Here is a 15,658-nt window from a genome sequence, read left to right as displayed (position 1 = left end):
AATAAAAAATTCTTCGGAGGAATCAAATGAAACTTCGGAGGAATCAAAAAATAAGTCCGAAGAATTTTCCATTTCCTAGGTAGCAAATCAAAAATATCTACGGAGGAATTTGGGCAATTCCTAGGTAGGAATCGAAAATTAGCGATTAGAGGTTAGAAATTAGAGGTTAGAATCATCATGAGACTGTTGCAAAAGTCAACAGTCTCCATGCGTCAGCCCTGATACGGGACTTTTGACGAGGTAGCTGTGTGTTAGAAAATGAGTACCTTAGCAGTCGCTTATGTGTACTTGGTCGAATTCACCGTATGCCTTCCTCCGAAAATTCCTCTCCTACGATTGACGTCCTGAAGCGTCTAGTCGCTCAGCACAAGTCTGCACGCCATCAGCATCACGAGCCGATGGCTGACGAGCTGACCAGTTGCCCGATGACTCCTATATATAATAAGGTAGCTCATGAACCAGCTGCCGACCGACACCTATATATTAATAGGGTGTCGAGCTCATCAGACCAACCCTCTCCTATCAAAGCTGCCACAGCGCCTAGCCAGAGTAAGGTGGCGGTCACGACGGATCAGCCTGCCCCTATCAAAGCTGCCACAGCGCCTAGCCAGAGTAAGGTGGCGGTCACGACGGATCAGCCTGCCCCTAGCAAAGCTACTAACAGCCAACGGCCAACAGCTAACAGCCAACAGCCAAAAGCTAGCAGCCCACAGCCCACAGCTAACAGCCAACAGCCTGAGGAAAACATTTGGTGGTTGAAAGCTTGGAACTGGTTACGCAAGTTGCTCGACTTTCGCGAAGACAAGGCGGGTGACGTGGCGACCATTGAGTCGCTCAAGGGGGATGTGGAGTTTCGCGGTACCAAGCTATGGATCCTCATCTGCGCTATCCTCGTCGCCTCAATAGGACTCAATGTCAATTCGACGGCGGTCATCATCGGTGCGATGCTTATCTCTCCGCTGATGGGACCAATCATCGGCTTCGGACTAGGCTTCGGCATTGCCGACCTAGATCTCGTACGCAAGTCGCTGCGTAACCTCGCGCTGACGACGCTCTTCAGTATCCTGACCGCTACCATCTATTTCCTCTTAACCCCGCTCGATCAGCCAGGGAGCGAGCTCTTGGGACGTACGGAGCCGTCACTGTATGATGTGCTGATCGCATTCTTTGGTGGTGCTGCGGGACTGATCGCTGGCAGTAGCAAGAGCAAGGGACAGGTGCTCCCAGGCGTCGCCATCGCTACGGCACTCATGCCTCCGCTCTGTACGGCGGGCTTTGGGCTGGCTACAGGCAACTGGGCTTTCTTCTTTGGTGCCATCTACCTTTACCTCATTAACTCGGTCTTTATCGCCTTTGCCACCTTTGTGATGGTGCGCATCATGCGCTTCCCGATGAAGTCGGTAGCCTCGGGGGATACGCGCAAGCGGAGCTATCGCTGGATCACCGTCATAGCGGTCTGCACACTCATACCAAGCATCTACCTGAGCATTCGTCTGGTGCGTGACTCCTATCAGGAGCAGCGTGCCAAGCAGTTTATCGCAGACCACTTTGCGCCGCCTACTCATCAGGTGATCCGTCAGTCTTTCGTGCGAGCTGATGGGGACAAGAGACCCTACATAGACGTAGTCCTGATCGGCACGCCGCTCTCGACTCAGACGATCGACAGCATCGCTGCCTTACTGCCTAGCTATGGGCTCTCTAACTTCGACCTACAGGTGCACCAAGGGATCGACAACGATACTCCTACGGACTACGAGCAGCTGGGCGGCGTCCTGCTGCGCGACCTCTACGAGCGGTCTGAGCGCACCGCCTCTGAGCAGCGTGCCGAGATTGACTCGCTGCGTCGTACGCTCCTGCGCTACGACTACTACAAGTCGCTCACGCACGATGTGAGCGATGAGGCGAGAGCCGTCTTTACCGACATTAGTCAGGTACGACTCATGCCCTCGATGGAGTTTATCCAAGGGCAAGACTCCGTCCTTCATATCCTCGTGACGACACCATCGCATCGCATCTCCCCGGCCGAGCGTAGCAAGCTCGAGCAGTGGTTGCAGAAGCGTACCAAAGCAGATGATCTCGAGCTGATCCTAACCAACTAAGCAGAATAGAATACTAACTTTAATAGATAAGCGTCTTATGAATAAACTACAGACCTTGCTCCTGACCCTCTGTGCACTCCTCGTGTGCAGTGCCACAGCACGTGCCGACAAGGGCATGTGGGTACTCAGTGAGCTCAACGAGCAAAACGAAGCTCGCATGCGTGAGCTGGGCTTCAACCTATCCCTAGACCAGCTCTACAATCTAGACCAGCCTTCCATAGCTCGTGGCGTGGTCATCTTCGGGGCTGGCTGCACGGGTATCACAGTCTCTAACCAGGGACTACTCTTTACCAACCACCACTGCGGTTACGATGCCATCCAGAGCCAGAGTACCGTAGAGCATGACTACCTACGTGACGGCTTCGCCTCACAGTCTATGCGTGAGGAGCTACCGATCCCCGGTCTCTCTGTCAAGTACCTCCGTGCGCAGATCGACGTGACGGCTCGCATCGAGCAGGCTGTCGCTGGTATCACCGACGAGGCTCAGCGTCAGGAGACGATCGACAAGGTCTCTGAGGAGATCGTCAAGGAGTACACGAAGTCTCCCTTTGACGCTGTCGAGGTAACCCCCTTCTACGCTGGCAATAAGTACTATGTCGTCATCTATGACGAGTTCAAGGATGTTCGTCTCGTCATGACCCCTCCGAGTAGCGTCGGTAAGTTTGGCGGTGATACGGACAACTGGATGTGGCCTCGCCACACGGGCGACTTTAGCGTCTTCCGCGTCTATGCTGATGCTAACAATAAGCCTGCTGAGTACTCAGCTAGCAACAAACCTTACCGTCCTGTCTACTACACAAAGGTCTCTCTAAAGGGTTACCAGGAGCAGGACTACGCAATGACCATTGGCTTCCCAGGCTCTACTGATCGTTACCTCACCTCTTACGGTGTCATCGATCGTATCGAGAATGAGAACGCTCCTCGCATCGAGGCGCGTGGTGTCAAGCAGGAGATCTGGAAGCGCGCTATGGACGCTGACCAAGCGACCCGCATCAAGTACGCTAGCAAGTATGCTCAGAGCTCTAACTACTGGAAGAACTCGATCGGTATGAATCGTGGCCTCGAGAAGCTACACGTCGTAGACCGCAAGCGTGCCGAGGAGGAGGCTTTCACTAAGTGGGTCGCTCAGACAGGTAAGCCCTACGGCAATATCCTACCCGACCTGAAGCGTGCTTACGAGGAGATTGCTCCTTACAATCGTCAACTCAACTATATCATTGAGACGATGCTGAGCGGTAGCGAGATCGTATGGCTCGGCTATCAGGCTATGGGTGCCGCTAAGTCTGGTGACAAGAAGGAGCTGGAGGGCCTCTACAAGGACTACCTCCCCAACCTAGACCGTGAGGTGCTCCCCGCTATGCTTGCCCTACTACGCACGAAGCTACCTGCGGACAACCTCCCCTTCATCTATCAGATCATCGATGAGCGCTTCGGCGGTGACTACAAGGCTTATGCTGAGGAGCTTTTTGCCAATAGTGTCATACCTTACGAGGATAAGATGATGGCCGTACTGGCTATGGATCAGAACAAGGTCAAGGAGACCCTAGCTAATGACCCTGTACAGGAGCTCGTACAGAGCATACTGATGTACTACTCCGATCTGCTGGATAAGTACCTAGAGTACAACCATACGATCGAGAAGGGCAAGCGTGAGCTCTTTGCCGCTATGAGCGAGTTCCAGCCTAACGCACTGCGTCCATCAGACGCTAACTTCACGATGCGTATGAGCTACGGTCGTATCCTTGGTTACGAGCCTGGTGATGGTGCGTGGTACTACTACTTCACGACGGAGCGTGGTGTCTTCCAGAAGCAGAACCCCAACAGCAGCGAGTTCGCCGTACAGCCTGAGATCCTCAAGCTACTGAGCAATCCTGCCAACTTCGCACCCTACGGTGTGGGCGATCACCTCTTCACCTGCTTCCTCTCGGACAACGATATCACGGGTGGTAACTCAGGTAGCCCTGTCTTCGACAAGAACGGTAACCTCATCGGTCTTGCTTTCGATGGCAACTGGGAGGCTATGAGTGGTGACATCGAGTTTGAGCCTGACCTACAGCGCACCATCTCGGTAGATATCCGCTACGTCCTCTTCATGATCGACAAGTGGGCTAAGTGCCCCCGCCTGATCCAAGAGCTAACCTTCGCGTAAGCGAGGTCGAAAGGATCGGAGCTATCGGAGCCATCAGAGCTATCGGAGCGATCAGAGCCATAGGACGTCTCTAAGCTCTACGACTAGTATCAGTTTTGATAGTTCCGATCGCTCCGATCGCTCCGATCACTCCGATCACTCCTCTCTAACCTCTAACCTCTAATCCCTCCTATGCGCATAGACATTATCACCGTACTGCCTGAGATGATCGAGCCCTTTGTCTCGACCTCTATCGTGGGGCGGGCACAGCGTGAGGGCTTTGCCGAGGTACATATACATCAACTCCGCGACTACGCAACCAATCGCTGGGGACGCATCGACGACTACCCCTACGGTGGCGCCGCAGGGATGCTCATGTCCATCGAACCAATCGACCGCATCATCACCGAGCTACGTAGCCAGCGTCCTTATGACGAAGTTATCTTCACGGCGCCCGATGCGCCTGTACTCACGCAGGCAGTCGCCAATGAGCTGAGTCTCATGGAGAACATCATCATCCTCTGCGGACACTACAAGGGGATTGACCATCGTATCCGTGAGCATCTCATCACACGGGAGATATCCATCGGCGACTACGTCCTGACGGGTGGCGAGCTGGCAGCGGCCATCATTGCCGATGCGACCATACGGCTCATACCAGGCGTCCTAGGCGATGCGGATAGTGCGCTGAGCGACTCTTTTCAGGATGGCCTGCTCACGCCGCCTATGTACACCCGTCCCGCTGAGTACAAAGGATGGCGCGTGCCGGAGATCCTCCTGAGCGGCCACGAAGCGCGCATAGCGCAGTGGGAGCACGAGCAGGCAGTCGCCCGTACGCAAGCGCTCCGCCCCGACCTGCTGGAAGGGGAGAGATAGAGGTTAGAGGTTAGAGGTTAGAGATTAGAGGTTAGAGATTAGAAGTTAGAGAGCGCGAAAGGAATCCGATAGCTCCGATAGCTCCGATGGCTCTGATCGTTCCGATAGCTCTGATCCCTCCGATGGCTCCGATCCCTCTAATCTCTAACCTCTAACCTCTAACCTCTAATCTCAACCCCTAATCTTCGTATCTTTGCACTGTATGTCAGTAGAGCAGATACCGCTAGCGGAACGGATGCGTCCTAAGACGCTCGAAGAGTATGTCGGACAGTCTCACCTCGTCGGTGCGAATGCCCCGCTGCGTGTCATGCTCGAGCGGGGACACATACCCTCGATGATCCTTTGGGGACCGCCTGGCGTCGGCAAGACAACCCTCGCACGGCTTCTCTCGCAGATGATGCAGTGCCGCTGCTACAGCCTCTCGGCCGTCGGCTCTGGCGTAGCCGATGTGCGCAAGACACTGCAGGAGGCCAAGGAAGCGCAGACAGGACTCTTCTCACAGCAGCAGAGACGTCCCATACTATTCATTGACGAGATACACCGATTCTCCAAGTCCCAGCAGGACTCCCTGCTGGCGGCCGTCGAGCAGGGCGTCGTGACACTCATCGGCGCCACCACTGAGAACCCCTCCTTTCAAGTCATCCGCCCGCTACTCTCACGCTGTCAAGTCTTCGTCCTCAAACCGCTAGAGCATAGCGACCTCTCCCAACTCATAGACCGTGTCTTCGCCACCGACCCGCTTTTCTCTCGCTACCACGTCTCCCTAGAGGGTGCCGACCGTGAGATGCTCATTCATCTAGCCGGTGGCGATGCTCGCAAACTGCTCAACCTCCTCGAGATGTCTCTCTCGATGGCTCTCGAGCACCACCCCGACGACACGACCGTACAGTTGACCGGCGAAGCAATCGCTAGTGTGGCGCGTCAACAACCTGCAGCTTTCGACCGAGAGGGCGAGCTGCACTACGACATAGCTTCTGCATTCATCAAGAGCATACGTGGCAGCGATCCCGATGCTGCGCTTTACTGGATGGCTCGCCTCATCGAGGGAGGCGAGGAGCCCCGCTTCATAGCGCGCCGTGTGGTCATCTCAGCTGCCGAGGATATAGGCTTGGCCAACCCGCAGGCGCTGGTCGTGGCGCAGGCCGCTGCTGATGCCGTCGACTTCATCGGATGGCCCGAGGGACGCATACCGCTCGCCGAGGCGGTCGTCTACCTCGCTGGTTCGCCAAAGAGCAACTCAGCTTACCTCGCCATCGATGCGGCTCTCGCTAAAGTGCGTGAGACGGGAAATCTACCTGTCCCGCTACACTTGCGCAATGCTCCCACGAAGCTGATGGCCGACCTCGGATACGGCATCGACTACCGCTACCCGCACGACTTCCCCAAGCACTATACCGAGCAACAGTACCTGCCCGACGAACTCAGCGACGCACAGTTTTACGACCCGCAAGACGTGGGGCAAGCCGAGCGCACGCTCAGCAGCTACCTCAAGTTTATCGAGGAGACGAGAGAGTAGAGGTTAGAGATTAGAGATCAGAGATTAGAGGTTAGAGGTTAGAGATTAGAAGAGACGAGTAACCCTTTGTAGGGACGCACGGTCGTGCGTCCGTTGTATCAAATCGAGACGAGTAACGGTTGTAGGGACGCACGATCTGTGCGTCCGTCCCCGTTAAACGAGACGAGTAACGGTTGTAGGGACGCACGGTCGTGCGTCCGTTGTGTCCAATCGAGACGAGTAACGGTTGTAGGGACGCACGGAAGTATCGAGCCGGAGGGCGTCCGTCCCCGTCAAAGCCCTGACACTGTAACTCTTGATACAACGGACGCACGACCGTGCGTCCCTACAGCCGTTACTCGTCCCCTCTCCCCTCTAATCTCTAACCTCTAACCTCTAATCTCTAATCTCTAATCTCTAATCTCTCCCCTCTAACCTCTAATTTCTAACCTCTAATCTCTAATCTCTAACCTCTAATCTCCCCCCCCCTCTCCCAGAAAGAATACCGAATATGTCAAATCTTTTATCGACATTGAAAAGTGCAGTTTCAAGAAAAAGACTTATCTTTGCAGCGAAGAGATACCAAAAGAAACATTTACTCCTATGCGCGCACGCATTCATAACATACTACTGCTCGCTAGCATGCTACTCTCCGTAGTAGCGATCACTAGCTGTAACAACTCTCCGAAGGGAAGCGACCAGGAGCGCACCCTAATTATCAAGCTTTCCTCTTCGGGCTCTTTCCGCACCGTCGAGGATCATGCAGCAAACGACTCCTATACGGTAGGCGACTTCCAGCCCATCACCCTCTTCTTCTACGATGATCAGGGCAACCCCACCGAGCCGTACCGTGTCGAGCTCAAGAGCACGACAGATATACAGAAAGCGATGAGTGCCGACGGCTACGAGATGAAGGTTCGTGAAGCTGTCCGCAAAGTCTCTGCCGTCGCTGGACGTAGCGGTGTCTTAAAGCCCGAAAACCTCGAGTCGCTCTCTATCTACGAGCTGCAAAGGCTCGGTGGTGCCGAAGCTCAGAAGCAGGGCTTCCTATATAAGGTACCCTACGTAGCTCCCAAGACACCAGTTCAGCAAGATCAAGCCAATTCCGAGCGACTCGTCGTCACGCTAAAGCCGGTCCCCAACGTAGCACGACTAGAGATCTCGGGCAATATAGAGGTGCCCTTCGAGTCGAGCCAGGTAGCCGTTGAGCATATCATCAAAAACTTCATGAAGAGCTACACGCAGACTCAGACTGAGTACTCTTGGCTACCAACCCCGCAAGATGTCACGCTGCGCACCATCACGGATGTCACCATACGAGGCATATATGTCAATAACTATAAGGAGAAGCCCAACGTCGACAACGCTCATCGCACACGCCTGACTGATGACAACTATAATCTGACCGACAAAGTATGGACTGGACACAATGCCGCAATGCACACCCTCTTTCCTGCTACAAACCCCTATGCTAGTCAGATGACCACCGGCAAGGTAGACGCTTATCAGATCTACCCCGGCGAGGACACTGATCCCGAGGCACTAGACCACATCATCGTAGAGGTCGAGTACACCCTGGGCGTTCGGGTAGGACACTTTAATTATAAGGTATACAACGCTGACAAGGGACACGATGTCTACGCCTGCACCGGTGTAGACAATCTGGGCGAGAAGACGGTAAGACGCTTCATCACCATACGTAAGTTCCTCGTAGGCGAGGGAGCTAACGAGAAGTCGCTCGTCTCCTTTGACCCGGGTAAGATATACCGCATCAACCTGAAGGACCTCAGTCCGCTCTTCTCGACAAACGCCAAGCCTGGTATCACGAAGCCAGAGGACATCAAAGAGATAACGCCACGTCCCGAGGGCACCGACGAGCGTCCCGAGGAGACCTCCAACACGATCCCCGTATCCGTCGTCGACTGGATACACATCAACATCAACACCGAGCTAGACTAAACGAAGAACGAAATGAAGAACGAGACGAATAACGAAATGTAGGGACGCACGGTCGTGCGTCCGTCGGCGAACCAGCCGAAACGATGCTGTAACTTTCGTTCTACAACGGACGCCCTCCGACTCGACACTCTCGAGCGTCCCTACAGCGGTTTACTCGTCCCTCCCCCAACCAGACAATAACCAAACAGAATAATCACTTTAATCAACTAATCAAACTTTATGAAGTACATGAAGATGGCTGCCATCGCCATGATGGCACTCGCTCTGTTCTCCTGCAACAAGAAGGACGAGCCAAAGAACGTTGAGGCTGCAGCCCTCACAATTCGTCTTAATGACTCTCAGCTACGCGCTATTGAGGGCGAAGTCGTTGGTGGTACAGAGACGACCGTTACAAAGGATGTGACGATCAAGCTCCTCCCTAGCGGTCGTGAGATCAATCTTACCGATACTCAGATCACTGAGGCTAAGACCCCTGCTGGTACTCGCATCACTGTCGGTGAGACGGTTGAGAAGGTCTCTATCGTCAAGGCTAACGCTGAAATCACAGACGCTACCGAGATCACTGCTTGGCAGGACAAGGCAGCTAAGTTCACCACAGATATACCTCTGACTGCTCCTGAGACGGCGGTAACGGAGTCTACTGATGGTGACAACATAGTCTACACCGTAGAGCTCTCACCTGTACCTGCTTTCGCACGTGTAGAGGTTGCTGGTAAGATCGTTGGTCAAGAGAATGAGACTTCTCACAAGAACGCTTTTGAGGACATCTCTGTAGAGGCTGTTTACATCAACAACTACCTCCTCACACGCAACGCTGATAACCGTTACTTCACCGAGGGTGAGAAGGGTGCTTTCAAGGCTACTCCAGCACTCAAGGATGGGATGTATAACGAGATTGCAGATGGCCAGAAGGCTGACTTCGAGGCCAAGAAGCTAGTTGCTGGTTACCAGCTCTTCCCCATCAAGAAGAATGAGGCAGAGGGTACAGAGTTCTACGATCACATTATCCTCAAGCTCAACATCAAGTACTCTGCTGCTGCTCAGGCTGCTGGTGTTCCTGCAACAGCTACACGCTTCGTCACTATGACTAAGTTTATGGTGTCAGCAACAGGTGATCTGAAGAGCTTCGAGGCTGGTAAGATCTACAAGCTTGACCTAGCTGAGCTCAGCAAGGACTTCAAGACAAACGAGGATGGTACGCCCGATCCTAACAACCCTGATAAGGAAAATCCCGAGCAGAAGGGTAACAAGATCCTTGTTGTCAAGGTTAAGCCTTACAAGTGGACGGCTGTTAACATCAAGCCTGACGTAGCCGGCAAGGGTTACAAGTAATCACGCCTGACGTACTAACACGTACGTCTACAATATAGTTTCGCGGCGTGGCTCTCGCTCCACGGCGAGCGGAGCCACGCTAGCGACACTAACCTTTCCCCAACACAGTCACAGACTATCCCACACACTAGCGACTAACCACACTAGATTCACTAGAAGCACTAGAGATTACAAGAGACGAGACCCACTAGAGCGCACAAGAGACGAGACCCACTAGAGCGCACAAGAGACGAGACCCACTAGAGACCTCTAACCTCTAATATCTAACCTCTAATCTCTAACTTCTAATTACTTAACTCCGCTACCTCCAATGGCAAAGAAAGTACTACTATTACCCCTCACAGTGCTACTCATGGCGCTACTCTCCTCATGCGTATATGAGGACTTGAGTAAGTGTCCCGAGCCACGACTACGCTTCGTCTACAACGCAGACGGTAGCGACAACGTCTTGCCCAACTATATCCAGGATGGGTACTTATATCTATACGATGAGTCTGGTGCGGTACGCTATACGCAGCGACTCACACGTCGAGACTTAGCTGAGGGGATTAAGCTACCCGTCTTGACACTCGACCCCTATCGTGTTGTCGTCTGGGGCAACGTCACGGACCGCTCACAGATAGCTAACCCGGACCAGCTCGCCAAGGCTGACATCACAGCACAGCCCGACGACAAAGGCATCTACCGAGGCACCGACTCACTATACCGTGCCGAGGTTAAGCTAGACCTATGCGAAGATCCGCAGGGCGAGTACACCGTACCCTTCTCATCAGCTCATATCGGGCTCGATGTCGTCGTCAAGGGTTATGACACATTCCACCCCGGTGCGGGTGAGCCACGCATAGAGATCCTATCGGGCGGTACGCACTACACCTTCGTCGAGCATCCCGCCGGCATACCATTGCCCGATGCTTACAAGACCTTCGTCCCTGGCCTGGGACACTCCGAGCGTGACGACATGTATCGCGCACGCTTCGACCTCTTCCGCTTCACCGATGCCCAGGCACCCGTGCTGCGACTCATCGACAGCAAGTCTGGCAAGGAGATGGCAAAGATCAACATCACCGACTACCTCAAGAGCCACAACATATCCTTCGACAAGCTCCACGAGGCCAACCTCCCGTTACTGATTACCTTCACGGCTCCGTTGAAGATCACCATCAAACCATTTGTATGGGGCAGCATCAACATCAAGCCTGACAAATATAAGTAGAGAAATTAGAGAAACGAGTAACGATATGTAGGGACGCACGGTCGTGCGTCCGTCCCCGGAACAGCAAAATGATGCTGTAACTTTCGTTCTACAACGGACGCTCGACCGAGCGTCCCTACAAAGGGTTACACAGCCAAAAGCCAACAGCTAATCGCCAACAGCCAAGAAAAAAAACCACAATACTATATGAAACGTCTGACTACATACACCATTCAGCTCATCAGCGGCTTGCTGCTCGCTCTGCTCACCGCAGGGTGCGTCGCCGACCGCAACGTGAGCGACTGCATCACCGAGGGTGAGGACGTCGAGCTCGAGTTCGCCCTCCAGGTACCTGCTCTCGAGACTTCCCTGCGCCAACTCGACGCTAATCAGGAGAAGCAGATCAAGAGCATTCAAGTCCTCGTCTTCAACACCGACGGCATCAACGATGAGGCTCAAGAGACCTTCGCCTATGAGGCTCCCGTCAGGAACTTCGAGACAAGTACCGCCGACGGCTATACACGCATCCGCTGTAAACTCACCTCTACTGCTAAGCCGATGCGCGTCGTCTGCATCGCCAATGCAAATATCAATACGCAGGGCTTCGCAAATAAGACCAAGGGGGTCATCCTCAATGAAGACGTGATGAAGGAGCTCTTCACCGAGAAATGGGCTACCGATGGCTCGAAGTTCATCCCTATGTGGGGTGAGAGTGACAAGCAGGCAGTCAGCCGAGACACCAAGTTCAACGATTGCACAGCCAGCAACGATAAGGGTGTCATCCACCTCGTTCGTGCCCTAGCACGTATCGACGTAGGTTGCAGCTTTGACGAGACCGAGCCCGCCGACGATAAGGCCAAGGGTAACACAGACTTCAAGATTAAGTCGGTACGTGTTTACCGCTACGCACAGTCCATGTACGTGACCGGTACGCAGGCACTCACCTTCCGTATGGACGGCGCCACACGTGACCCGTTGCCTCACACGCCAGAGGGTATGAAACCTGCGGATGACAATAATCCGCTTATCTTCACTGCTGAGACTGAAGAAGATGCCAAGGGTTATGTCCGCAACATCTACATCCCCGAGATCAGCAACCACGATAATGGTCAGAACAAGGGCAAGGACGCACGCACCTGCCTCGTCATCGGTGGTTCCTACAAGGGTGGCAAGGAGACCTACTACCGTGTCGACTTCATCACACGTCGGGACGGTGCGCCAAAGGATGAGATCAAAGAGCAGCTAGACGTACTGCGTAACCACCGCTATCGCTTCAACATCACCAAGGTGGCCGGTCCTGGTACAGACAAGCCCGAGGAGGCACTCAAGACCGAGCCGGTCAACCTCACCTGTGACGTCGTCGTTTGGGACGAGGGTAAAGTTGACAAGATCGTCTACGACGGACAGTACTACCTCTCCGTCTCCAAGGATAAGTTCCACTTCGGCAAGGATGCCACCAGTGAGAACTACACCATCCGCACCAACTGGCCCAAGGGCTACAAGATCGTCGATAAGGACGGCAAAGAGTGGCCAAAGACCGGTACGCAAGGCTCCTGGGCATACTTCACCGAGCCCGCTGGTCAGACCTTTGCTGTCGAAAAGGACATGACCAGTACGGTCAACGTCCTCGAAAATACTACGAACGCTGTCCGCACTATCGCTCCCACAGAGCTCTTCGTCAAGGCCGGTCGTATCAAGTGGCCTCTCAAGATCACTCAGTCCGACAAGATCGAGCTCGACATCAAGCTCTACGAAAGCAATGCTTCGGGAGAATACTCACCTGTCAATCCTATCAATAGACTTGAAGTCAAGCAAAAAGACGTTAAGTATGTCGCTGTCAAGTACACCAAAGATGCTCAGCTCGAGCGTCGTATGATGACCGATAAAGAGCTCTATACCTGGGTACAAGTGTGGGATCGTCCCGCAGATGGACTAGCACTTTATAGGGTCGAGCTACATGATGGTGTACTCGCAGAGGATCAGTTCGCTCTATCCGAGGTTTCTCGATTCCATGCGAATAAGGGTGGTGCTGAGGCTGATGCCGATCTCACCGTCTACAATATAATAGATGATGCGCTACCTTTTGGTGACCGTGCTCTTACTTGGAACTTGATGACGACGCCGAAGAATTTCGCTCTCATCAACGACAAGCTTGGCTTCTTCTTTATCAAGTCAAGTGCTCCATACAGACTGAAGATTGTTTCAATCGATTTGCCATCAGGCTCCGCACAGACGGACAATACCAAGGTAGTACACGGTTGGCATAAGGGTATGGTAGTCAAGGAGGGTCAAGGACTGCTCACAGGTGATAAGATTGAGTTCAAACCCTACGACTACGTGCAGGGAGATGACGGAGTCACTGCAGGATCACTCTCGGGAGCATCTATCACGTTTGTTATTGAGCATACCGATGATAGTCGATACTTCCCTAATAAAACGTTCACCATCCACTTTTATGCAGGTATCGTACAGCCTACGGCAAACTGCTATATTATCAAGAAAGGACAGGAACTACCAATCATATTCCCCGTATCCGAACGCATCAACGAGGCTGCTGACTGGTACAACGCTTATGAAGATTCGTTTGATGAAGCTGTATATACAAGATTGAAAAGCTATCCTGCTCGCAAAAATGATTATACAAACACTGGCAGGGCGTTACTTAACAGACTTGAGGCAAACGATGAAGTTTGGAGTGTAGCGGTACTTTGGTCTACAATTGATCCAACGGGTAGCACGAGTGGACTGAAGGTATCTAAAGTGGTCTATCAAAAAACCGGACAGCACAACTACATGTCAGTGCAGACAGAGGGTAATGTCCAGCCGGGTAGCGCTGTAGTGGCTTGTATGAAGGATGGAAAAGTCCTCTGGAGCTGGCATATATGGGTTGTGGACACCTATCCTTGGGAGTCTGCGCAGACCAGCGCACCACTGCCTGTCATGAACCGCAACCTAGGAGCCGCTAAGAAACCTGCTGCTGGATCCGTAATGGGGTCGAATTGGCCCGATCCTCGAGAGATGGGTATGTACTATCAGTACGGACGTAAGGATCCATTCTTCGTATATGAGAGTTTGACAGGCTCCTTCAATCAAACCAATGTGCCTAAGATCTACCATTCCGACCCTAAGTGGGAGCAAGGTGATGCGGAGAGGTCGTGTGGTTTGGGTACTGATATTAGACTCTTCCGAATGAGAGACTTAATTCAGCAACCGACTAAGATGGCATATCGTGATGCTCAGAATGAGTACATCCTCGAGTTTGGTACACGTGATCCAAACGTTGCTGCAAAAGTACCCTCCTCTGCAGCCTCTCTAGCAATTTGGCAGGGACGTGAAGCTGCTCTTGAGGCTAAAAACTCTGTTCGAATGGTGGCCGACTTGAAGACCATTAAGACACCCTTTGATCCTTCTCCTTATGGTTGGAAAATCCCCTCTGCTGGACGGGAGGCTGACTATATAAGGAAGGCTGCTTGGATGAACTACAGGCACTATGGTATCTTCTATCGGGGAAATTATAAAGGACTTGAGTATGTAGCTGCTGGCGATGATTGCTTCTTCCATCTAGCTACACGAGTGTCTAGCTTTGATGTGCTTGGTACTTTTTCCTATAAAGAAGATGGCAAGGTGTTTGGATATGGACCAACGACAAGAGGTAATGCCTCAAAAGGGGAGTTCTGTCCATCCAATGCGATGCCAGTTCGTCCGATCATAAACGAGCGTGAGACTGACTATCGTCGCTACACGGAGGAAGGCTTCTACATGGATAAAAGGTAACTTCCGCACTGACCGTCACGGCACCGCCCGCTAACTGCGGGCACGCCGTGACCCACAAACGACCCGAGGGGGCGCCGCCTGCACATTCGCAGGCAGCGCCCCCTCGCTCGTTGTTCCCCGAGACGTCGGAGCGATCGGACTGTCGGACGGGCTTCAGAGCTGACGCATTATAAAAGAGACTGTTGGCTTTTGCAAAAGTCTTATGAAGATGAGTCCATTTCATTTCCTACCTAGGAATTGCCCAAATTCCTCCGTAGATATTTTTGATTTGCTACCTAGGAAATAAAAAATTCTTCGGACTTATGATTTGATTCCTCCGAAGTTTCATTTGATTCCTCCGAAGAATTTTTTATTTCCTAGGTAGGAATTGGGGCAATTCCTAGGTAGCTATTTGGCAAATTCCTAGGTAGGAATTCGATTAGAGGTTAGAGGTTAGAGGTTAGAAATTAGAGTTCGGAGAGGTTGGGGTAATCGGAGCGATCAGAGTGATCAGAGCTATCGGAGTGATCGGAGCTATCAGAGGGATCAGAGGGATCGGAGCTATCGGAGTGATCGGAGCCATCAGAGTGATCGGAGTGATCGGAGCGATCGGAGCTGTCGGAGGGATCGGAGCGATCGGAGCTATCGGAGTGATCGGAGCTATCGGAGTGATCGGAGTGATCGGAGTGATCGGAGGAATCGGAGCTATCAGAGCTATCGGAGCGATCGGAGGGAACGACCGCTTGCGGTCGGACGCATCGTAGCCCCCAGTCGGAGGGGCAACGCCCCGAACGACTGCGGGGTCAGGAGTCACACGAAGCAAG

9 protein-coding genes are annotated in these 15,658 nt (G+C 53.0%); 8 read left to right on the top strand and 1 reads right to left on the bottom strand.

The features are described 5' to 3' along the window. The first annotated feature begins 305 nt into the window (after positions 1–305). The 8 genes from L215_RS09490 (at position 306) to L215_RS0107770 (ending at position 14,855) form a co-directional block, all read left to right on the top strand. Positions 306–2,099 carry a TIGR00341 family protein gene (locus L215_RS09490; RefSeq protein ID WP_027451600.1) on the top strand — a complete coding sequence of 598 codons (1,794 nt, stop codon included), beginning with the start codon at positions 306–308 and terminating at the stop codon, positions 2,097–2,099. Between the two features lie 37 nt (positions 2,100–2,136). Then, complete coding sequence (locus L215_RS0107800; RefSeq protein WP_025884160.1) at positions 2,137–4,248, top strand: S46 family peptidase; 2,112 nt, start codon at positions 2,137–2,139, stop codon at positions 4,246–4,248. A 171-nt stretch (positions 4,249–4,419) separates the two neighbouring features. Further along, complete coding sequence (trmD, locus tag L215_RS0107795; protein ID WP_025884159.1) at positions 4,420–5,103, top strand: tRNA (guanosine(37)-N1)-methyltransferase TrmD; 684 nt, start codon at positions 4,420–4,422, stop codon at positions 5,101–5,103. Positions 5,104–5,305: 202 nt separating this feature from the next. Then, a complete protein-coding gene (locus L215_RS0107790; RefSeq protein ID WP_025884158.1) occupies positions 5,306–6,619 on the top strand; it encodes a replication-associated recombination protein A in 1,314 nt (437 codons plus the stop codon). A gap of 582 nt (positions 6,620–7,201) precedes the next feature. After that, positions 7,202–8,557 carry a hypothetical protein gene (locus tag L215_RS0107785; protein ID WP_027451599.1) on the top strand — a complete coding sequence of 452 codons (1,356 nt, stop codon included), beginning with the start codon at positions 7,202–7,204 and terminating at the stop codon, positions 8,555–8,557. A 219-nt stretch (positions 8,558–8,776) separates the two neighbouring features. Beyond that, a complete protein-coding gene (locus L215_RS0107780) occupies positions 8,777–9,889 on the top strand; it encodes a hypothetical protein (RefSeq protein ID WP_025884157.1) in 1,113 nt (370 codons plus the stop codon). A 310-nt stretch (positions 9,890–10,199) separates the two neighbouring features. Next, on the top strand, positions 10,200–11,102 hold the full coding sequence (locus L215_RS0107775; protein WP_025884156.1) for a FimB/Mfa2 family fimbrial subunit: 903 nt from the start codon (positions 10,200–10,202) through the stop codon (positions 11,100–11,102). Between the two features lie 186 nt (positions 11,103–11,288). Continuing rightward, positions 11,289–14,855 carry a fimbrial protein gene (locus tag L215_RS0107770; protein ID WP_027451598.1) on the top strand — a complete coding sequence of 1,189 codons (3,567 nt, stop codon included), beginning with the start codon at positions 11,289–11,291 and terminating at the stop codon, positions 14,853–14,855. Between the two features lie 439 nt (positions 14,856–15,294). Here L215_RS0107770 and L215_RS10150 read toward each other — a convergent pair. Then, positions 15,295–15,658 (bottom strand): hypothetical protein (locus tag L215_RS10150; protein WP_211247124.1); only part of this gene is annotated, 364 nt, incomplete at its 5' end.

This window comes from Porphyromonas uenonis DSM 23387 = JCM 13868 (assembly GCF_000482365.1).
In the GTDB taxonomy this organism is placed as follows: Bacteria; Bacteroidota; Bacteroidia; order Bacteroidales; family Porphyromonadaceae; genus Porphyromonas; species Porphyromonas uenonis.
Note: the sequence above shows the minus strand (reverse complement) of the source record. Positions and strands in the feature narration are given on the sequence as shown.

Coding starts and splice junctions, on each gene's coding strand:
- L215_RS09490 (WP_027451600.1), top strand. CDS start 306: ATGCCTTCCTCCGAAAATTCCTCTCCTACGATTGACGTCCTGAAGCGT.
- L215_RS0107800 (WP_025884160.1), top strand. CDS start 2,137: ATGAATAAACTACAGACCTTGCTCCTGACCCTCTGTGCACTCCTCGTG.
- trmD (WP_025884159.1), top strand. CDS start 4,420: ATGCGCATAGACATTATCACCGTACTGCCTGAGATGATCGAGCCCTTT.
- L215_RS0107790 (WP_025884158.1), top strand. CDS start 5,306: ATGTCAGTAGAGCAGATACCGCTAGCGGAACGGATGCGTCCTAAGACG.
- L215_RS0107785 (WP_027451599.1), top strand. CDS start 7,202: ATGCGCGCACGCATTCATAACATACTACTGCTCGCTAGCATGCTACTC.
- L215_RS0107780 (WP_025884157.1), top strand. CDS start 8,777: ATGAAGTACATGAAGATGGCTGCCATCGCCATGATGGCACTCGCTCTG.
- L215_RS0107775 (WP_025884156.1), top strand. CDS start 10,200: ATGGCAAAGAAAGTACTACTATTACCCCTCACAGTGCTACTCATGGCG.
- L215_RS0107770 (WP_027451598.1), top strand. CDS start 11,289: ATGAAACGTCTGACTACATACACCATTCAGCTCATCAGCGGCTTGCTG.